Here is a 19,312-nt window from a genome sequence, read left to right as displayed (position 1 = left end):
TGGCTCTTTTTATTTGGTCCACTTCAATTATTGTTTGACGATATTTAATTATTGCTTTACAATAATTTTGTAAATAAGAATCACTGGAGGAGTGACTGATGATGAGAGAAAAGTTAATCAAGTTCGTTTTAGGATTAGCCCAGGTAGCCATTGACCTCGGTATCGTTGCCACCTTCTTTACCGCCTTTGCAACCGTGATTGCCGGAATTTGTTGCCTAGTTTCACCCCGTACGTTTCTTGGCGGCCACCTAACCATTAACCTCGTCATTCAGGGACTAGTAGCAGTAATCGTCGCTGCTCTTGCCTTCGCTGGATTACTAGCAACTCACCGTTTATTGGACAATCTTAACCGGGGCCACTACTTTATTGCAGCTAACTGTCAGGCATTACAGCAACTTTTGTGGCTGGAAATCGCTGGGTTAATCATTAGTGGTATCACCACCATCTGGCTACGCCTGGTTCAAGTTAAACCATTTGTCAGCTTCATTGTAATGACAGAAGACAACTTTAGTGACGGCATTGGATTTATTGTTTTTCTGCTAATTATTTACTTGATCTTCAAGCGGGGAATCGCGCTCCAGCAAGACGCCGACAACATTATTTAGGTGGTGAGTCAATGATTAAGGTAACTTTAGGACTGGTGATGGGCCAAAGGGGGATTACCTCTAAGGAGCTTGCTAAGCGAATTGGCATCACACCAGCAAACCTGTCAATTCTTAAGACTGGTAAGGCCCGCGGGATTCGCTTTGCTACTCTCGAAAAGATTTGCCAGGTTCTGGATTGCCGGCCCGGTGATATTCTCCAGTATGTAAAAGATGAATAATTAAAAGGACCCTTAGCACCGTGTCAACTGACGACACACCGCTAAGGGTCCTTTATTTTTAATTCTTAAGTTGCTGGTCGAGGAATTTCTGGACGACCTGATAAACTTTTGCGCTCCAAAAGTCCTTTTCGTGGTTAGCGCCCTTTACCCGGTAGGCTTCAACATCATAGCCTTCATCGGTCAGCTTGTGGTACATGTCCTCCATCTGGTGGTAAGGAACAACCTTATCGGCGTCACCGTGAAGTAAGAGGAATGGTGGGTAGTCCTGGCCAGGTTTTACCTGGTACAGGGGACTCATCTCCTTTTCCTTTTCTGACCACTTCTTCGTGTCCATCCCAAGCAGGCAGAACTTCAATAATTCACTGCCCGGTACCGCCGCCGTGTACTCAAAGGTATCCTTGATATCCATCGGGGCAAAGCAACTGACAACCGCGTTGACACGGTCGGACTCGGTCAAATAGAGGTGGCCGGCATACCGGGGGTCATCTTCGGTCAGTGCCACCAGCATGGCCGCATTGGCTCCGGATGACGTCCCCCAAATAGCCACCTTCTCGGGATCAATTGCATACTTAATAGCGTGTCGCCGGAGGTAGCGAATTGCGGTCTTAACGTCCTGGAGAAATGCCGGGAACGGATAGCCATCCAGGGTGTTACGGTGTTGGACTGTGGCGACCACATAGCCAGCCTTAACAAACTGAATTAACTGGGGAATCTGCTCCCCCATCTTGCCCACACGCCAGGAACTTCCCTGAACAAAGACAATTAATGGCCGCGGCAATGGGCTATACTTCAGCGGAAAACGCTGGGTCCACGGTTCCAGGATTGCCATCTTAAGGGGCCGCCCGTCAATTGCCGCATAGGTAACGTTATCAATCAACCGCACTTGGCCCTTAAGATCCGGGTTATTTTCAAGTTCATGAATTGCCATCTTATTCACCATCCATAGTAATAAATGTCTTGTTAACGATGCGGAGGTGGTTATCGAACTTATACCAAATCGGCTTACCGTTTGGTACTTCCACCTTGTCAATCTGGTCGTCCGGAATTTGATCGAGGTACTTAATCAGGGCCCGGAGCGAGCTGCCGTGGGCAACAATCAGCTGATTCTTACCGTCAAGCAACCGGGGTGCTACCTGGTCTTCCCAAAACGGCAACAGACGCTTCTGGGTCATTGCCAGGCTCTCACTAAGGGGCATCTTAATGCCAAGCCGGTCATAACGCCGGTCGTGCTGACGGGTCGTCAACTTTGGCGGTACTTCACTGTACCCCCGCCGCCAACGGTGAAGCTGGTCGGCCCCGACTTTTTCCTTAACGACGGCCTTATTACGGCCTGAAAGGGCGCCGTAATGCCGTTCGTTCAACCGCCAGGTCTTGTGAACCGGAATATAAAGTTGGTCGATTTCATCCAGAATAATGTTTGTCGTGACAATTGCCCGGGACATGTAGGAGGTATTAGCATCGCTAAACTGAATGCCAGTTACCTTCAAGGCCTTGCCAACCGCAATTCCCTGGGCAATTCCCTTGTCAGTTAACGGGACATCCGTCCAACCAGTGAAGATGTTGTCATGGTTTGCCTGACTCTGCCCGTGACGCACGATTACTAAGTCTACCATAATTCTTTCTCGCTCTCCCTTTTACAATTTAATGATAGCGTATTTCCCGGGAAATTATCAAATATTTCCTATAAGAAGGTCTTGATGATTACCATCAGGATTGGAATGACAATCACACTGAGGACGGTCGTTTCCGTGACCATAATTGCGGCGTAACTAGAGTCGGCATGGTACAGCTTGGAAACAACCGGTGCGTTCGTCATTACCGGCATCGCCGCTTGGAGGATAAAGACCTGCTTCATCAGTGGCGACATTGAACTCGGCAAGACCAAAAGTGCCATCAAGGCAGGTGCCAAGAGGAAACGTCCTAAAAGAATTCCCAGGGCATCCCGGGAAATCTTTACCCGGCTCAACCCGGCGTTAGAGATGGCAATACCAATAAAGATCATCGACATTGGGATGGTTAGCCCCCCAATGTATGAAAGGTCACTCATGATGAACTTCGGCAGGTGGACATGGAGGATTACCAAGATGACCCCCAAAATGAAGCCCAACAGCGGCGGTGAAAAGATCTTTTTCAGTGCCGTCAGGGGATCAATCTTGGCCTCGTGCATGCCGTCTTTTTGAATCAACCACACCCCCAGGGTCCAGAAGAAGGTCGTGTTTGCCATGTAGTAAACCAGCACGTAGGGGATTGAAGAATTACCAAACAGGGCCAGGTTGATTGGCAGACCAATGAAAACCGTGTTGGAGTTGAAAAACATTGACGAAAACAGGCCAATGTGGGACCGCTTGATGCCAATCGCCCGGGCGACCGCGAAGGAAAGGGCAAACAGGATTAGCATCGAGATCACCGGGTAACGGAGGTCCGGTAAAAGGTTCTTCAGTTGTCCGGCAGAAAAATCGTGCATGATGGTGGTAACCATGTAGCAAGGTAAAGAAACCTGGGTAACTAGGCGGGAAATGATGCGGGGCGACTGTTCGTTGAACCAGCCCCGTTCATTCATTACGAAGCCCACCACGACCATTACTAAAATAATTAAAACACCAGAAACGGCTGACAGGAAAATTGCTAGCATTACCTCATCTACTTTCTCTTCGAATATACCGTCTATTGTACAACAGGATCTTAATGCCGCAGTGGAATAATCACATTAATTTTGGTAAACCGTTTTGATTTTTACTCCCTTATAACATGGGTTTGTCTTATAATACAAATAATTGTTTGAAATTGAGAGATGAATCATGAAAGAACAGAGTAAAAAAGTTATCAACTGGGCCCTGCCCTACCTAGCGATTGCCGTGATGACTTACATAATCATGTATCCGCAGATTATATCCCACGGGGTAATTCTCGGGACGGATTCAATTTTCCACTTTAACCGCTTCTACGATGCCGCTAAGCAGATCCAGCAGGGAAACTGGAGTTATTTTCAGAGTAACTACTCCTTCCAACAGAGTGGCCGAATTATTAACGCCGTTTACGGCCCCCTCTTTGCCTACCTTAACGGCATTTTGCTCGGCATTTTGGGGACTTGGTTTCGCTACCAGGTTATTTCAAGCTTTCTTGTCTACTTCATCGGCGGGGTGGGAATGTACCAGCTGGCTACCAAGGTCCATGCTTGTCGCCGGATAGTCCTGTTGGTTAGCCTAATCTTCCTGTGTATTGGCTGGCTTCCCCGGTGGGAACTGGCACAAAACATGAACGCCTGGGGGGCTGCTCTCGCCCCGTACATGATCATGGTTGGTATTACGATGATTACGGACCATGACCGCCCAGTTCACTGGCTCTCTCTGATGACTTTAATGACGGTCATCATTCAGATCCACCTGTTGAGTTCCATTTTCTTCACCCTGACGCTTGTGCCCTTCTTTATCATTGGTTTAATCCTTTCAACTAAGCGGGGCCAAATGCTTTGGGATACGGCCAAGGCAGTCATGGGGACGGTTATCCTGACCGGTAACGTTTGGGGCGCCCTTTTGATGCTCAACCTCCATAACCATATTGCCCAGCCGGCACCATTTGATATGCAAATCAACGCATTGACGCCATCACAGTTTACCAGCACCCGTCAATACCTGATCTACTTCTGTTGGATCTTGTTTGCCCTCCAGCTGGTTTACGTGATTTTCACCTTCAAGCGGTCACTCGTTAACAACACGGTCACCATCATGGGGACCATCATCCTCTTGATCAGTTCGACCTGGTTCCCTTGGGAAAGCATCCAAAAAGCAGTTCCAATCCTGCAAACCACTTTGCAGTTTCCTAACCGGTTGACCGTGATTGCCTACCCCCTCTTGCTAGTGGGGATTGCGATGAGCTGCCAGCAACTTATCGATGCAGCACCGCATGACCGACTTCGCTTGCGGCTGGTTTCTGGTCTCTTGCTCTTTACCCTTTTCCAGGTTGTAATCCCAACGACAACTAGCGTCTTTCGGCGGACTGCCATCTACGAATCAGATGAGGTCTTAAATAGTTCAACGGCCTTGGCCTGGGTGACAAACAACTCTAAGAGCCTGCGACGGTCTGTCCACACCGACTATCCTGGACAACTGCTGATGAAAGTCGAAAAGCGGGTCCCCGACTACCTGCCGATTCCCAAGAAGTACCTCAACCGCACCTACGTCCGCTCATATGCCTACCAGGACCAGGTCATCCGCCATGCTAAAGACTTCAAGCACACTGTCCTTCCGAAGGGACGGCTCTGTCTTTCCTGGAATGCCAAGCGCTCGGGAAAGGTCCGCCTCCCCATCATCACCTACCAGGAGTCCCGGCTTACCGTCAACGGTCACCGGCTTAGACACTTCCAGCGTTCTCGTGTTGGTGCTCCTTACGTTTACCAGCAACGGGGGCATAACACGGCAATCCTCAGCTTCCACCAGTCGGCCTGGTTCAATGTCCTGCTGGCAGTTTCTTTGATTGGCCTGACGATCTTACTTGCTTACGGTATCTACCAAGGTTTAATCTTTATCTCAAGTCTTTTTAAGACTAGTATTCGCGCGTAAACGGCTTCACGCTCCAGTTAAGCTAGTCGTTAGAAGGCACAAAAAGGACTCTAGCGCCCGGATTTTTCCGGATGGCTAGAGCCCTTTTTATATAACTATATGTCACAGCTTCATTATTCTAATTTTCAGCGGCCTGCCGCTTTGCTTGGTTATCACGCATCGCGGAACACATTGGGTATGTCAAGTGAATCGTACTTGGAACAACCAGCGGAATAATAATTACCAGAATAATCAGTCCGATAATTACGGTCATGGCCACCTCAATTAAGGTTGGGATACCAGACGGAATCAGTGATGCAAAGGTCCCACTCAGGATAATTACGGCTGAGATTACGACCGTTCCGATTGCAGATGAGGCCATCACAATCCGCTCCGTTGGCAGGTAATGCTCGTTATCCGTATTCCGGTAACGCATGATTAAGAAGATGCTGTAGTCAACCCCCAGGGCAATCAGCATGATAAAGCTGAAGAATGGGGTGTTCCAGGTCAGCATTGGGCGCCCAAGAATAAGATGGGTCAAAATATGGGTGATTGACAAAGCGGCCAGGTAAGCCGTAACCAGCGTTCCGAGAACGTAAACCGGCTGCAATAGTGACCGGGTAACGTAGATCAGGGCCAGGCCAATCCCAACAATCATGATGATTGCCGTCCGAACAAAGTCGCCACCGGCAACCGTCTTCGTGTCATTGATCTTCGAGCTCTGACCACCGACAACCACGGTGGCGTTGCCCAACTTAGTCCCCTTCAGGGAGTACTTGGCAACGTTGGTCAGGTCATTAACCGCGTTGGTAGCCCGTCCACCACTAGGGTTGGAATTTAGGATAACCGTAATTTGCGCGGTCTTCTTGTTCTGTGACAAGTAGGTCCGCATCGATTGCTGAATTTCAGGGTTACTCAGCTGATTTTGCGGCAGGTAGAAGGTCTTACCGGCAGCCGAATTTTGCAGGCCAGTCAGGTAGTCGCCACCCTGCTGAAGGCCGGAAGTCATCTGACTCATTCCAGACATCATTGCCTGTTGTTGTGCCATGGCTGAAGCACCCGCTGCCCCCATGGAAGCAGACTGCATTGCGGCCTGGCCAGCCATCCCAGAGGAAAGTTGTGACAGACTCCCCTGAGCCTTGCCAAGTTGGCCCGTAATCTGCTTGAGTTGGTTGTTAACATACAGCTGGTTGACCTTGCTCCCGGCCGGTTGGGTCACGGAAGTAACAGTCTTAACGTCCTTACTGTCCTTCAGCTGGTTAGTCAGTCGGTCAATCAGCAGTAGGTTCTCTTCATTATCTAACTTGTGGTTGGCCTTGATATAAACCGTAACCGGTTCGGCCGTCCCCTTCGAAAAGTGATCCTCAACAACGTTAAACCCTTTCTTTGAAGGCGTCGTATTGCTGATTTCATCGGCATCATTGTAGTTCAGGTGGTTCTTATAGGAAAGACCAATTGGTAACAAAATGATAAATACCAAGATGAGGCTGACAATCGGGTGGTGAACCGAAGTGTTGGCCATCTTGTGCCAAATTTTACTGCTGGATTCACCAGTAAACCGCTTGTCCGGCCAAAACATCTTCTTGCCTAAGACGGCCATGAAGAAGGGGTTCAAAGTTAAGAGGGTAACCAGCAAAACAGCAACCCCAACAGCGACCCCAACGGCAGACTGGTAAACCGAGAAGCGAGCCAGGCCCAGGGAAGTAAAACCAATCAGAAGTGAGGAACCGGAGTAGAGGATGGTCCGCCCCGCATTTTTCTGGGCGTTACGGGTGGCTTCCCACTTTCCCATCCCCTGGCCAAGGTTTTCCTTGAAGCGGTTATACAGCAGGATGTTATAGTCGGTCCCAATTCCGAACAGAACAATCACCATGAAAACCTGGGTGAAGTTAGAGAATGGGAAGTTAAACTTATCGACCAGGTTGGTAACGATACTAAAGGAGGTAAGGAAGGCCACCCCGACCATCAGCAGGGAAATCAACGGGGTGATTGGTGACCGGAAAACTAACAGGAGAACCACGAAGATAAAGATAACGGAGATGACCTCGGTCTTCTTAATCCCCTTTTGCACAGCCCCGGAGAAGTCATCATTTAAGATGTCCGCCCCGGTGACGTAGGTTTTGACCCCGTCCGTCTTTACCGCACTGGACAGCTGCTTATTAATTTTTTGCAGGGTCCCGTGCTTTTTGCTGACGTTCAGCTGGACCAGCTGGGTGGTTTTGTCCTTGGAAATCAGCTGCTTACGGGTTGCGGCATTATCGTTGGGCCCCAGGATGGCCTTAATACCGTACTTACCCTCGTGCTTTTGCAGGCGGCTAATCGTCTTTTGGACATTTTGCTTATCCTTGGCAGACATTTTCTTGTTGCCATTATTAAAGACCGCCACGACTTGGTAGGTATTATTAACGTGGTGGCCCCAGTGCTTTTGCTGGATGGTCTGCGCAATCTGACTCTGCGTGCTCTTGGGCAGCGTAATTTGTGAGTGTGACCGCGTCAACTGGTTAACATCCGGCAGGGCAACTACCGAAATAACCAGGATAAGGATCCAGGCAAGCAAAGCAAAAAAATGATCATGGAATAATTTCTTCAAGCTCTCTGCACCTTTCTCTCTTAGTAGTTGAAACAACGAAACGAATAAATTCTAAAACTTGAAAAGGTGTTGTTTCAAGCAACATTTATCGCTTTTTATCCCAAAAATAAACAGAAAACGGTTTAGTAGCCCGTCTTTTTTGCCAAAAATTAGAGGATGGGAGAAAACTTTTTTCTCACCATCCCCTTTTAGTTCGCCGAATATTACACAGTAATTGCGAAAAGAGGGAGTGAGACAGAACTAGCTTGCTAGTTCGTCTTCGAACCCCCGCAAGCACAAAGAGGGCTCTAGTGTTCGGATTTTCCGAATATTAGAGCCCCTTTGTGTACTGCGCTGTAGTATTTTTAACTATATAGGGGACTTATGTCACAGCCCCTGATCCTTTTTTGTTAAATTCCTTAGTATTACTTGGCGTTCAAAATGAAGCTAAAGTCAATATCCTGGTCGGCTGGAATGTGGTACTGCTTTTCAACATCGGCACCCCAGCTATCGATGCCACCAACACCACGGACAGCACCAGCAATAACCAGGACGGTCCGCCGCTCTAGGGGCAATTCTTCAATATGGGTCGCGTTTTCGAGCTCCTCCGCTGTGTACGGCAGACAGCTGAAAGCAAAGCTATCCTGGTCCTTAACCACCTTCAAGCTGAACGGCTGGTCAGAATGATCGGCATTGTTCTGGGTCGTCTGCCGGGTGATTTTAACCCAGTCACTAGCCATGTGCATCCCATTTTCTTGGGGAACCAGGTACTTTGCTACCGGAAGGCCCTTAACCTTGAAGGTACCGTGCTGGCCACCCGCCATCCGGTCAGGGTAGGTTTCACCGGAGAGGCCCGCGTATTCAAAGCCGGTCGCCGCAGTCGGCATCACTATCCGGACACCAAACACTGGTAACTCTGGCAAGCCCTTCTTACCGGTGTAGTGGACAACGACCTTAATCTGGCCATCGCTGTTTACAGTATAGGTCAGTGCCACCGTCGTTGATGGGACCGTTAGTGTTTCAAAAGTGTAGGTCAGTGCCACCCGCTCAGCAGTTTCGTCATTGCTATAGTGGTCATTGTCAAGCGGCAGGCCTGCGAAGTGGTGATCGTCAACCGTAACATCAATTTTCGTGCACTTTTGGAAGTAGTCGGCACTCAACCACTGGGCAGACTTGATGTTAAAGCCGCTTCCCCGGTCATTATCCGTCGTGGCCCGCCAAAAGGTCGGCGTTGGGGTCCGGTAGAGCCATTCCTTGCCATTAATTTTCAGTGATTCCAGTCCCCCACGTTCATAAGAGAAAATGTAGTGGAATCCTTCACCACCGACACCGAGTGAACCGTCACCGTAAATAACGTGTAATTTATTTGTGTAAGCCATAGTAGTACCGTACCTCCTGCATTGCCGGCTTTGGTGTCCGGTCAGCGAACATCAAGCCATCGCCTGAAAATTCATAGTCTGAGTGACGGTCATCAAAGTCGCCACCGTAACGCATTACCATCTTACCACTGACGGGGTCCTTAACTTGCAGGGCCTGGTCAATGAAGTCCCAGATGAAGCCGCCGAAGTATTGTGGGTACTTGTCCAACAGCTTAATGTAGGATCCCATTCCACCATCGGAGTTCCCCATGTCATGCATGTATTCACACTCCATAAACGGCTTATCGGGGTTATTTTGCAGGTATTCTTCAACCTGCTTTGGTGGCAGGTACATCCAGCTTTCAACATCCGAGATCTGGTCACGATAGTCCTTCGTCCCACCGGCTGGCAGGTAAGATTCCTTCTTGAGACCCGGAATCTGCTTACTGTAATCGTGAGTGTGACAAACACCCTCGTAGTGAACCAGGCGGCTGTCATCATGTTCCTTGTAGAAGCGGCCCATCGCGGCAATGTTGTCACCTGCAAAGGATTCGTTCCCCAGAGACCAGAATAAAATTGCCGGGTGGTTCTTGAAGGTCTCATAGTTAGTCCGGGCCCGATCAACAACGACTTCCTTCCACTGTGGGACGGAGCCGGGAACGTTATAAGACGGGTCAACCTTCCCCATCTTCTGCCAGGTAGCGTGGGACTCCAGGTTATTTTCAGCCATCATGTAGATTCCGTGCTCGTCACACAGCTGGTACCAAGGTAATTGGTCTGGATAGTGACAGGTCCGGACGGCATTGATGTTGTTCTCCTTGAAGGTTTGGATGTCCTTTTCCATGTCAGTCATTGTGACAGAGCGGCCACGCTGGTCATCCCATTCGTGACGGTTAACCCCATTAATGATCAGACGCTGGCCATTCAGTAAGACAACGTGGTCAGTACTGATTTCGATCCGCCGGAAACCGAACCGGTACGGGACCAGTTCAACTAGTTGCCCTGCTTCGTCGCGGATCTCAATAAAAAGTTGATAAAGGTAAGGCTGGTGGTTATCCCAGAGGTGAACGTTCTTCAGGGCAACCTCATCAATTGCCACCTGCTCAGCAACCGGCTTTGTCTGGTCAACGACGACGTTACCGTCTTCATCCTTAACCAGAACGTGAACGGTCCCCTCTTGCTCACCAGCGAGTTGCAGATCCAGGTTTAAATGACCATTTTGGTAACCGTCATCAACGGTTGGTCGGATGGTCATATCTTCCAAGTGGGTTACCGGCTGGGCCAGCAGTTCTACTGACCGGAAAATGCCGGAGAAACGGAACATGTCCTGGTCCTCGATCCAGGAAGCGGTACTGTGTTTGAAGACCTCAACCGCCATGACGTTATCCTCGTCCTGGATGTATGGTGTCAAGTCAAACTCGGACAGGGTAAAGCTATCTTCAGCGTAGCCAACAAAGTGGCCGTTTAACCACAAATACATTGACCGTTCGACCCCTTCGAAACGGACCCGGACTTCCTTACCCCGTAATTCAGGGTTAAGGTCGAATTTCTTCCGGTACATACCAACGGTGTTGTCTTCACCCGTACTGAAGGAACCTTCCTCCTTATTCTTACCATCAACCGCGTAGGCGGGCCGCCGGTAAATTTTACCTTCCCACGGAATCAGGGTGTTAATGTAGTTATTCTGGGCGTAGTCACTCAGTTCAATTTCGCTCGGTACTTCAATTTGGTCAAAATCGGTACAGTCTAAGCCTGCTTGGTAAAAATCTCTTTGCCGTTTGTGCGGATTTTGGGCAAACTTAAATTGCCACTGGCCATTCAACGACTGGACAAAGCGACTTTGCCCCTGCCCCCACTCAGCATAGTTGCCATAGTAATGATGGTCACTATGGGCGGGTAGTTGGTTAACCCGAAATGTTTCGGGGTCATCTAACCATTTGATATCTGCATCCATTAAAGAAATACCTCCTCATAAAAGTGTCCACTTTTAGTATAGCGCTTTCATTTGGCGGAAGATAGTAAACTTTAGTCAAATTAACGTAAAAAAACACCCAACCGGTAAAACCAGTTGGGTGTTTTCAGTAGTGCGGCCAAGAGGACTTGAACCTCCACGGTCATAAATGACCATAAGATCCTTAATCTTACGCGTCTGCCAATTCCGCCATGGCCGCATCAACAAATAGTATTATAGCAAGCAGACAATTCATTAGCAAGTACTTTTTTTATTTTTAGCGAAATAATTTAAGGATCGTCTGGGCATCCCCACTAACCAGCAAGGTCATCCCTTTTTCCAGGAGTTGTTCGGGATCAACATGGGTCGATACTCGTCCATCTAGGTGCTTACTACCAATAATATTGAGATCATATTTCCGCCGGGCATCAATCTCCACTAGTGATTTACCAGCCCACGACGTCGGGACCTCAATCTCAAAGATAGCATTTTCCTGGTCTAAACGAGTGTAATCCAAAATATGGGGTGAACTGTAGCGGTAGGCCAGCCACTGGGCATCTTGGCGTTCGGGATAAATACTTTCATCCGCCCCGTTACGTAACAAGAACTGCTCATGAATTGCTGAGCTAGCCCGGGTAATGACCTCCTTGGCGCCTAGCTGTTTAAGCTGTCAGGTTGTCTCCAGCGAAGCCTCAAAGTCTCCACCAATCGTTACGACACACAGGTCAAAATTTCCCACCCCGCAGCTTCTTAAAAAGTCAGCGTTCGTAGTGTTGCCAATCAGGCCCCGGGTAAGGACATCGATGGCAGCAGTCACCCGATCCTCCTTGATATCGATTCCCATCACGTCAATGCCGAGTCAATGTTATCCTTTGCCATCGTTAACTTCCTCCTAACCAACGTTTACGGTCTCCTCTGGGTAACGGGCCTGGAACTTTGTCGAGTGGCTGCCCACCGCAAAGACGACTGTCAAACTGCCTACCCGCCCAATGAACATCAATAGTATCAAAAGTAGACGTGAACTTAAGTGCAGTAAGGGGGTCACCCCCAGGGTTAGACCGACCGTATCCAGCGCCGAAGCACATTCGAACAGGCTGGTCAACAGCGCCAAGTGCTCCACACCGCTCATCATCATTGCCGCCACGATTAACAAGCTTAAGTACAGGGTAAATATAGCCGCAGCCCGAAAAATGGTCCGGGAAGCAATCCGCCGGCCAAACGCCGTTACCTCCCGCCGGCGAAAGATCACCGCTAAACAGGTACAGAACAGGACGCCCGCCGTCGTCATCTTAATTCCCCCCGCCGTCGAACCAGTTCCTCCACCGATAAACATCAGCAGGATTGTCATAAACTTACCGTTATCAGACAGCTGCGTTAAAGAAACCGTGTTAAAACCGGCGGTCCGGGGGCTCACCGTCTGGAAGAAGGACGCCAAAAGTCGTTTCTTCATCGGAAAGGAAAGCTTTGAAGCTCACAGTTAAAGAAGTAGACCATTGGCACTAACAAAAGGATGACCGTTGCCACCAGAACGATTTTACTCTGCAGGCGGTAACGATGAATGTGCCAGCCATACCGACGAACATCAATCCAGGTGACAAAGCCGATTCCCCCAATCAGAATCAAGAGGCCAATCACAAGGTTTATTTCAACATTTGTTGAGTATGCCACCAGTGACTGGTAAGGCCGCTTAGTACTGAGAAGGTCAAAGCCCGCGTTACAGAAAGCCGAGACGGCATGGAAGATGGCTTCACCACTGCCACCTTCCCACCCAAAGCGGGGAACAAACATCGGTAGTAAAAGGAGGGCCCCAATGAATTCAATCCCAATGGTGGTCACAATGATAAAGCGGGTCGACCGAATGACGCCCCCAATCTTTGAGGCAGACAGCGACTCCTGCATGATTGTTCGCTCACGCAGACTAATTCGCTGCCGCCGTAGCGCCCGTACACCAACGACAACGGTCACCACTCCCAGGCCACCAACTTGGATCAGGGCCAAAATAACAGTCTGACCAAAGAGCGACCAGTAAGTTGCCGTGTTGTGAACGACCAGCCCAGTCACACAAGCAGCAGAGGTCGCCGTAAACAGGGCGTCGGCAAATGAGGTCCCCTGACCACTCTTTGTCGCCACCGGCAGCATCAGTAAAATGGTTCCTAGAAGGATCAAGCCCCCAAAGGCGACCGCAATAATCAGGAAGGGACTCGTCCCCCGGACCGCTGTTTTTCTTAAAAATTGCATCTTGTTACTGCCCCCAATTCAATCAGGAAACATCCTTTACTAATTTGAAATGGTGTCCACACCGTCGGCAGACGTACCGGTAGGTATTGAAATGCCGCTGGCGAGCGATGACGACGCCACAGCCCTGGCACTGGTAAAACAGGTGCCGTTTGGGTGGGCGGGCCTTACTCGTCACCGGAGCGTATCGTGAGCCACCAACCTGGGCCAACAGGGTTCGGAAGGCCCTACTTCGGTGGTGGTAGTCGCGTCCGGTTTGGTGGAGGTGGTAGTGGCACAGCTCATGAAGGACAACCCGCTTTAAGTTGTCGATATCAAATTCGGTGTACATCAAGGGATTAATATCAATATGACCATCATTCAGGTGGTAGCGCCCCCCGGTAGTCCGCAAGTGCGGATTGAAAAAAATCCGGTGGGTAAAGGGACGGTTAAAACATTGCAGCGACCACTTTTCAGTTAGCCGCTGCAGTTCTTGATTATTCATTATCGGCTCCTGCCGGTTTTAACATGGTCAGCTGAATACGCTGCCGCTTCAAGTCGACACTGTCAATCCAAACGTCCACAATGTCACCAACCGAAACTACCGACCGGGGATCCCTGGTAAATTTCTTCGTCATCTTCGAGATGTGGACCAAACCGTCGTGCTTAACACCAATATCCACAAAGGCCCCGAAGTCAACAACGTTGCGGACCGTCCCCTGCAATTTCATTCCCGGCTTCAGGTCCTCAATCGTCATCACATCATGACGCAGTAACGGTGCTGGCATGGAATCCCGGAGATCCCGCCCCGGTTTTTGTAGGGAGGCAACAATGTCATTAATCGTGGCGGTCCCTGCCTTCTCGGTCGTAAAGTCTTCGATATTCAACTTCTCAAGCTGTTTCGTTGCTGCTGGCGTTCCTAGGTCAGCAACCGCAACGTCTGCTGCTTTCATCATCTTAGCAGCAATTGGGTAGCTTTCCGGGTGAACATCGGTATTATCCAAAGGGTTTTCGCCATTAACAATCCTAAGGAAACCGACTGACTGTTGGAATGCCTTTGGACCTAATCGGGGAACATCTTGGAGTTGCTTCCGGTTAGTGTATTGGCCATGGTCGTCACGATACTTAACAATATTTTTAGCAATCGTCTTGTTTAAGCCGGAAATTTGACTGAGTAGCTGATAGCTGGCCGTGTTAAGGTTGACCCCCACCCGGTTAACTGCCCGTTCAACGACGGCATCTAACTCACTAGTCAATTCTTTCTTAGGTAAATCGTGCTGGTACTGACCAACCCCAATCGACTGGGGGTCAATCTTTACCAGTTCAGCCAATGGGTCCTGGAGACGGCGACCAATACTGATAGCACTCCGTTGCTCAACGTGGAGGTCTGGAAATTCATCCCGGGCCTCTTGACTAGCCGAATAGACTGACGCCCCCGCCTCATTGACAATGACATAGTAAATTGGCCGGTCAACTTTCTTCAGTGCCGCAGCGACAAACTGCTCGGACTCACGGCTAGCGGTTCCGTTCCCGATTGCTACCATCTCAACATGGTACTTTTCAAGCAAGTCAATGAACTCACTCTCCGCAGCGGCTCGCTGCTTCTCTGGAGCGGGCTTGTGGGGGTAGATAACTGCCTTCGTAAGGAACTTTCCGTTTTCATCAAGGACGGCTAGCTTACAACCAGTCCGGTAAGCCGGGTCAAAGCCCAAAACGACCTTTCCCTTGATTGGTGCCTGCATCAAAAGGTGGTAGAGGTTCTCACCAAACACGTGAATGGCCTGCTTATCGGCATCCTCAGTCAGGCGGTGACGAATCTCCCGCTCAATGGCCGGGCCCAGGAAACGCTTGTAAGCATCCTCAGCCGCCGCCGCGATAAAGGCCGTCGCCGCGTTCTTTGCCGTAGTCCGAATCAGCCGGAATGACAGGTAGTTCAGGACAACCGCCTCGTCAACGGTAACCTTAACACTCAAGACACCTTCCTTCTCACCCCGGTTGATTGCCAGGACCTGGTAGGAGTTCAAATCCTTAACGGCGCTGGAAAAGTCGTAGTACTGCTGGTAAGTCTTTAGTTCGTCCTTTTCTTTACCATTGCGCTTCAGACTGGTGACTAACTTACCGTGGTTGCTCGTGTAATTCCGTAGCCACGCCCGGACCGTTACCATTTCACTGATCGCTTCTGCAAGAATTTCATTGGCCCCATCGAGTGCAGCCTGTGCATCGGCAACGTTGTCATTAACGTATTTGGCTGCTTCCGTTGCCAAATCCCCGTCCGGATAAGTGAGTAGCCAGTTAGCCAGCGGTGTTAGGCCGTTTACCCTAGCCTTCTGGGCCTTCGTCTGCCGCTTCTGCTTATAAGGAAGGTACAGGTCCTCAACCGTTTGCAATTCGGTTGCAGTCCTGATTTGCTTTTCAAGGGCCGGCGTTAACTTACCCTGCTCCTTGATCTTATTAATGACCGTTTCCTGCCGCTCATGCAGGTTAGTCACGTGCCGGTATTCGTCACGAATTGACTGCAGCTGGACTTCATCTAGCGTCCCGGTCATCTCTTTCCGGTAACGGGCAATGAAGGGGATGGTATCCCCCTCATCCATTAGTTTTAACGCCGATTCAATTTGGTGACGCTTTAAGTCCGGTAACTGCTTATTGACAAGCTGAATTGTTTGTTGATCCATACATCCTCCACATCAAAACTACTTCCACCAAGTATCCAAAGGGGTAATTGGCTGGTGACGCTTGTGTTGCGTCTTAAGGTACCAGTTTTCAATCTTTTCTGCCGCTTTCTCAGCAACCTGGTGCCCCTCAAGGTAATTATCAATATCCTGGTAACGAACACCGAGTGCTTCTTCATCTGCCCGCATGGGCTGGTCGTCTTCTAGATCAGCAGTTGGCACCTTCTCGTACAGCGATGCTGGTGCACCCAGGTACTTTAAGAGGGCCTTACCCTGCCGCTTATCAAGGCCTGACAAGGGGGTGATATCAGCACCACCATCACCAAACTTAGTGTAGAAACCGGTAACGGCCTCGGCCGCATGGTCGGTGCCGACAACAACCCCACCATGGGCACCCGCGATCCCGTACTGCACGATCATCCGCTCACGGGCCTTGATATTACCCTTATTAAAGTCCGAAATCATTGCGCCGGCTGCTTCCAATGAGGAAACCATGGCATCCGTTGTTGGCTTAATGTTTACCCGCAGCGTTTGATCCGGCTTAATGAAGTTATTGATTGCCGCCATTGCATCAGACTCATCCGCCTGTTCACCATAGGGCAGACGAACTGCAATAAACTGGTAACTATCGTCATTGGTCTCCTGCCGGCGCTTTTCAACTGCCAGTTGGGCCAGGCGCCCCGCTAAACTTGAGTCCTGACCACCAGAAATACCCAGAACCAGGGTCTTCATCCCCGTCTTTTGCAGGTAGTCATGGATAAACTTAACCCGCTTGTGGACCTCTTCTTGAGGATCAATCTCCGGACTAACCTTGAGTTCTTTAATGATCTTTTCTTGTAGTTTACGCATTTTAATTACCCCTTATCACTGAGTCCCTTAACATAACGGTTAACCTTATGAATCAACTTCATCTTATTATCATAGCAACGTTGAGAAAGGTCGACCGGATAAACTTCGGGATTAAGATCCCGCCTGTATTCATCCCAGAGAGCCGCCAGGCTAGAAATCCGGTGGTCGCGGATTTCATCCAGCGTTGGTTCATCGTAGACAAACTGACCATCCTTCCAAATATCCTTCAGCATTGGCCGCGCGGTGAAATCACTGACATCTTTTTGCTGAAGTGGGAATCGGGGGTTGAACATGTTGATGGTACTTAATTTGCGGGGGTCTTCATCGGCCAGGGTAATGTAGTCCCCTTCACTCTTACCATCAATCCGGTCGTTAATCCGCCATACCTGCTTTTTTCCGGGGGTCGACATCTTCGCAACGTTATTTGAAATCTTGATAGTGTCGACCATCTTCCCGTGTCCATCTTCAAAGGCCACAAGCTTGTACACTGCTCCTAAGGTTGGTTGATCATAGGCCGTAATCAGCTTGGTACCGATCCCCCAAACGTCAATCTTAGCGCCCTGCATTTTCAGGTTCTGGATAGTCTTCTCATCCAGGCCGTTAGAAGCAAAAATCTTGGCATCTGGGAATCCGGCTTCATCCAGCATTGCCCGTACCCGCTTGGAAAGGTAGGCCATGTCGCCACTATCGATCCGGACACCTAAGAAGTTAATCTTGTCACCAAACTCCTTAGCCACCTTGATTGCGTTTGGCACCCCACTCTTTAGGGTATCGAAAGTGTCAACCAGGAATACACAGTCATGATGCGTCTCAGCGTATGCCTTAAAGGCGTCGTAGTCATTCATGTATGCCTGAACCAGGGCGTGGGCGTGGGTCCCGGAAATTGGAATCCCAAAGAGCTTGCCGGCCCGGACATTACTAGTGGCGTTAAAGCCCCCGATATAGGCGGCCCGGGTTCCCCAAATGGATGCGTCAAGCTCCTGAGCACGGCGGGTCCCAAATTCCATGATGCTTTGGTCACCAACAACGGAACGGATTCGTGATGCCTTAGTGGCCACCATAATTTGGTAGTTCAGGATGTTCAAAATTGCCGTTTCTACCAACTGGGCCTCAATCATCGGTGCGTCAACCTGGATGACTGGTTCGTGGTTGAAGACAAAGTCCCCTTCCTCAAAGCTCCGAATGGTCCCTGTAAATTTAAAATTACGGAGATATTCCAAAAAGTCATTATCAAATTGATCAGTTGACTTTAAATATTCAATATCACTATCGGTAAACTTGAGGTTCTTGATGTAGCGAATAATGTGGTCCAAACCCACGTAAACGGCGTAACCATTATCAAATGGCATTTTCCGGAAGAAAGCCTCAAAGACCGCACGGCGGTTGCCCATTCCCTCTTTCCAGTACGTTTGCATCATACTGAGTTCGTAGGCGTCGGTATGAAGAGCCAGACTATCATCAGGATAATTAAACTTCATTGTTTCGTATATTCCCTTCGGTTAAATCTAATAGTATCAATAATCCAGCAACAATTTATGCTATTAATATAACAACAATCAAATCCAGAATAAAGGCTATTTTTCAAGGACAAATTCAAAGCGGGAGCCAACGTATTGCGTATGGACGTACTCGAACGGCCGCCCGTCCTGCAAATATGACAATTGTGTCATTCGTAGTAATGGGTCCCCCCGCTTAACCTGGAGATAAGTGGCGATTCGTTCAGTCGCCTTGGTTGCTGAGATGTGCTGGGTTGCATGACCTGGGTAAAGGTGGGCCTTTTGTTCTAGCGTCCGATAAAAGGAAGTCGTAATTTCTTCCCGACTAAACTTTTCCAACAGCTTTGCCGGAACGGTGGCAATCTCATAACAGATTGGGATATTGTTTCCGGAACGAATCCGTTCCATCCGTAGGACCTGTTCGCCCGCCGGTAATTGCAACTTTTCAATTTCCGTCTGCGAGGGAACCGTCAGGTGGTAGGAAATGGTTTTACTCGACGGCGTTTTCCCCGCTGCCAGCATTAAGTCAGTGAAACTCGTCACCCCGGCCATCTTCTCCTGAACTTTACGGTTGGCAACAAAGGTTCCCGAACCTACCCGGCGTTCAAGGATCCCCTCATCAACTAATGCTTGGATTGCTTGCCGCAAGGTCATCCGACTGACGTTAAAGTGGTTGGCTAATTCACGTTCTGCGGGAATCTTTTGGCCAACATGCCACTTACCATTTTCAATATTCTCTCGTAACTGATTATGAATCTGGATATAGACCGGTGAACCCATAATATATTCCTCCTTATGCCAAAGGTGCTTCTCTTTACATATGTTCCTTATTTTACCACTTT

18 protein-coding genes and 1 tRNA gene are annotated in these 19,312 nt (G+C 49.4%); 3 read left to right on the top strand and 16 right to left on the bottom strand.

Annotated elements, in window-relative coordinates; all coding sequences use genetic code 11:
* Window positions 1-98: 98 nt before the first annotated feature.
* Both KZE55_RS02330 and KZE55_RS02325 read left to right on the top strand, forming a co-directional pair.
* Window positions 99-605 (top strand): DUF2975 domain-containing protein, encoded by a 507-nt coding sequence (locus KZE55_RS02330; RefSeq protein WP_047768153.1) that lies wholly within the window; start codon window positions 99-101, stop codon window positions 603-605.
* A gap of 11 nt (window positions 606-616) precedes the next feature.
* Window positions 617-823, top strand: a complete 207-nt coding sequence (locus KZE55_RS02325; RefSeq protein ID WP_047768154.1) for a helix-turn-helix domain-containing protein — start codon at window positions 617-619, stop codon at window positions 821-823.
* 58 nt (window positions 824-881) lie between these two features.
* On the opposite strand, the gene KZE55_RS02320 is transcribed toward KZE55_RS02325, so the two are convergent.
* From KZE55_RS02320 to KZE55_RS02310, 3 genes are all read right to left on the bottom strand, one after another.
* The gene (locus tag KZE55_RS02320) at window positions 882-1,751 is read right to left on the bottom strand and encodes an alpha/beta hydrolase (protein WP_047768156.1); all 870 of its coding nucleotides are present in this window, start codon (window positions 1,749-1,751) and stop codon (window positions 882-884) included.
* 1 nt (window position 1,752) lies between these two features.
* Entirely contained in the window at window positions 1,753-2,436 is a 684-nt protein-coding gene (locus KZE55_RS02315) for a 2,3-bisphosphoglycerate-dependent phosphoglycerate mutase (protein WP_222258957.1), read from the bottom strand.
* A 68-nt stretch (window positions 2,437-2,504) separates the two neighbouring features.
* Window positions 2,505-3,455: an AEC family transporter gene (locus tag KZE55_RS02310; protein ID WP_222258955.1), complete on the bottom strand. Its 951-nt coding sequence runs from the start codon at window positions 3,453-3,455 to the stop codon at window positions 2,505-2,507.
* Between the two features lie 166 nt (window positions 3,456-3,621).
* Here KZE55_RS02310 and KZE55_RS02305 point away from each other — a divergent pair, with 166 nt between their 5' ends.
* Entirely contained in the window at window positions 3,622-5,382 is a 1,761-nt protein-coding gene (locus KZE55_RS02305) for a glycosyltransferase family protein (RefSeq protein WP_222258953.1), read from the top strand.
* 118 nt (window positions 5,383-5,500) lie between these two features.
* On the opposite strand, the gene KZE55_RS02300 is transcribed toward KZE55_RS02305, so the two are convergent.
* The 13 genes from KZE55_RS02300 to KZE55_RS02240 form a co-directional block, all read right to left on the bottom strand.
* Window positions 5,501-7,951, bottom strand: a complete 2,451-nt coding sequence (locus tag KZE55_RS02300) for an MMPL family transporter (protein WP_222258951.1) — start codon at window positions 7,949-7,951, stop codon at window positions 5,501-5,503.
* 404 nt (window positions 7,952-8,355) lie between these two features.
* Window positions 8,356-9,309: a beta-galactosidase small subunit gene (locus KZE55_RS02295; RefSeq protein WP_222258949.1), complete on the bottom strand. Its 954-nt coding sequence runs from the start codon at window positions 9,307-9,309 to the stop codon at window positions 8,356-8,358.
* The gene (locus KZE55_RS02290) at window positions 9,293-11,242 is read right to left on the bottom strand and encodes a glycoside hydrolase family 2 TIM barrel-domain containing protein (protein ID WP_222258947.1); all 1,950 of its coding nucleotides are present in this window, start codon (window positions 11,240-11,242) and stop codon (window positions 9,293-9,295) included. Before KZE55_RS02290 ends, KZE55_RS02295 begins: the two co-directional genes overlap by 17 nt.
* Window positions 11,243-11,373: 131 nt before the next feature.
* Window positions 11,374-11,459: transfer RNA gene (locus KZE55_RS02285), tRNA-Leu, on the bottom strand.
* A 57-nt stretch (window positions 11,460-11,516) separates the two neighbouring features.
* Window positions 11,517-11,843, bottom strand: coding sequence for a TrkA C-terminal domain-containing protein (locus KZE55_RS02280; protein ID WP_222258946.1), 327 nt, complete (start codon window positions 11,841-11,843; stop codon window positions 11,517-11,519).
* 66 nt (window positions 11,844-11,909) lie between these two features.
* Entirely contained in the window at window positions 11,910-12,083 is a 174-nt protein-coding gene (locus KZE55_RS02275) for an NAD-binding protein (RefSeq protein WP_261313286.1), read from the bottom strand.
* A gap of 48 nt (window positions 12,084-12,131) precedes the next feature.
* Window positions 12,132-12,689 carry a potassium transporter TrkG gene (locus KZE55_RS02270; protein ID WP_222258942.1) on the bottom strand — a complete coding sequence of 186 codons (558 nt, stop codon included), beginning with the start codon at window positions 12,687-12,689 and terminating at the stop codon, window positions 12,132-12,134.
* Window positions 12,686-13,477, bottom strand: coding sequence for a potassium transporter TrkG (locus tag KZE55_RS02265; RefSeq protein WP_222258940.1), 792 nt, complete (start codon window positions 13,475-13,477; stop codon window positions 12,686-12,688). The genes KZE55_RS02270 and KZE55_RS02265 overlap by 4 nt, the downstream gene beginning before the upstream one ends.
* A gap of 22 nt (window positions 13,478-13,499) precedes the next feature.
* Window positions 13,500-13,958, bottom strand: coding sequence for a SprT family protein (locus KZE55_RS02260; protein ID WP_222258938.1), 459 nt, complete (start codon window positions 13,956-13,958; stop codon window positions 13,500-13,502).
* The gene (locus KZE55_RS02255) at window positions 13,951-16,128 is read right to left on the bottom strand and encodes a Tex family protein (RefSeq protein ID WP_222258936.1); all 2,178 of its coding nucleotides are present in this window, start codon (window positions 16,126-16,128) and stop codon (window positions 13,951-13,953) included. The genes KZE55_RS02260 and KZE55_RS02255 overlap by 8 nt, the downstream gene beginning before the upstream one ends.
* Window positions 16,129-16,146: 18 nt before the next feature.
* On the bottom strand, window positions 16,147-16,974 hold the full coding sequence (nadE, locus tag KZE55_RS02250; RefSeq protein WP_222258935.1) for an ammonia-dependent NAD(+) synthetase: 828 nt from the start codon (window positions 16,972-16,974) through the stop codon (window positions 16,147-16,149).
* Window positions 16,975-16,979: 5 nt separating this feature from the next.
* Window positions 16,980-18,452: a nicotinate phosphoribosyltransferase gene (locus KZE55_RS02245; protein ID WP_222258925.1), complete on the bottom strand. Its 1,473-nt coding sequence runs from the start codon at window positions 18,450-18,452 to the stop codon at window positions 16,980-16,982.
* 96 nt (window positions 18,453-18,548) lie between these two features.
* Window positions 18,549-19,250, bottom strand: coding sequence for a GntR family transcriptional regulator (locus KZE55_RS02240; RefSeq protein WP_222258923.1), 702 nt, complete (start codon window positions 19,248-19,250; stop codon window positions 18,549-18,551).
* Window positions 19,251-19,312: the final 62 nt, after the last annotated feature.

Origin of the sequence: Limosilactobacillus panis (assembly GCF_019797825.1) — a bacterium.
Lineage (GTDB): Bacteria > Bacillota > Bacilli > Lactobacillales > Lactobacillaceae > Limosilactobacillus > Limosilactobacillus panis_A.
The sequence above is the reverse complement of the archived record's forward strand: the minus strand, read 5'-3'. Positions and strand labels throughout refer to the sequence as shown.

Coding starts and splice junctions, on each gene's coding strand:
- KZE55_RS02275 (WP_261313286.1), bottom strand. CDS start 12,083: ATGGGAATCGATATCAAGGAGGATCGGGTGACTGCTGCCATCGATGTC.
- KZE55_RS02330 (WP_047768153.1), top strand. CDS start 99: ATGATGAGAGAAAAGTTAATCAAGTTCGTTTTAGGATTAGCCCAGGTA.
- KZE55_RS02320 (WP_047768156.1), bottom strand. CDS start 1,751: ATGGCAATTCATGAACTTGAAAATAACCCGGATCTTAAGGGCCAAGTG.
- KZE55_RS02265 (WP_222258940.1), bottom strand. CDS start 13,477: ATGCAATTTTTAAGAAAAACAGCGGTCCGGGGGACGAGTCCCTTCCTG.
- KZE55_RS02255 (WP_222258936.1), bottom strand. CDS start 16,128: ATGGATCAACAAACAATTCAGCTTGTCAATAAGCAGTTACCGGACTTA.
- KZE55_RS02260 (WP_222258938.1), bottom strand. CDS start 13,958: ATGAATAATCAAGAACTGCAGCGGCTAACTGAAAAGTGGTCGCTGCAA.
- KZE55_RS02245 (WP_222258925.1), bottom strand. CDS start 18,452: ATGAAGTTTAATTATCCTGATGATAGTCTGGCTCTTCATACCGACGCC.
- KZE55_RS02325 (WP_047768154.1), top strand. CDS start 617: ATGATTAAGGTAACTTTAGGACTGGTGATGGGCCAAAGGGGGATTACC.
- KZE55_RS02305 (WP_222258953.1), top strand. CDS start 3,622: ATGAAAGAACAGAGTAAAAAAGTTATCAACTGGGCCCTGCCCTACCTA.
- KZE55_RS02315 (WP_222258957.1), bottom strand. CDS start 2,436: ATGGTAGACTTAGTAATCGTGCGTCACGGGCAGAGTCAGGCAAACCAT.
- KZE55_RS02310 (WP_222258955.1), bottom strand. CDS start 3,455: ATGCTAGCAATTTTCCTGTCAGCCGTTTCTGGTGTTTTAATTATTTTA.
- KZE55_RS02290 (WP_222258947.1), bottom strand. CDS start 11,242: ATGGATGCAGATATCAAATGGTTAGATGACCCCGAAACATTTCGGGTT.
- nadE (WP_222258935.1), bottom strand. CDS start 16,974: ATGCGTAAACTACAAGAAAAGATCATTAAAGAACTCAAGGTTAGTCCG.
- KZE55_RS02240 (WP_222258923.1), bottom strand. CDS start 19,250: ATGGGTTCACCGGTCTATATCCAGATTCATAATCAGTTACGAGAGAAT.
- KZE55_RS02295 (WP_222258949.1), bottom strand. CDS start 9,309: ATGGCTTACACAAATAAATTACACGTTATTTACGGTGACGGTTCACTC.
- KZE55_RS02270 (WP_222258942.1), bottom strand. CDS start 12,689: ATGAAGAAACGACTTTTGGCGTCCTTCTTCCAGACGGTGAGCCCCCGG.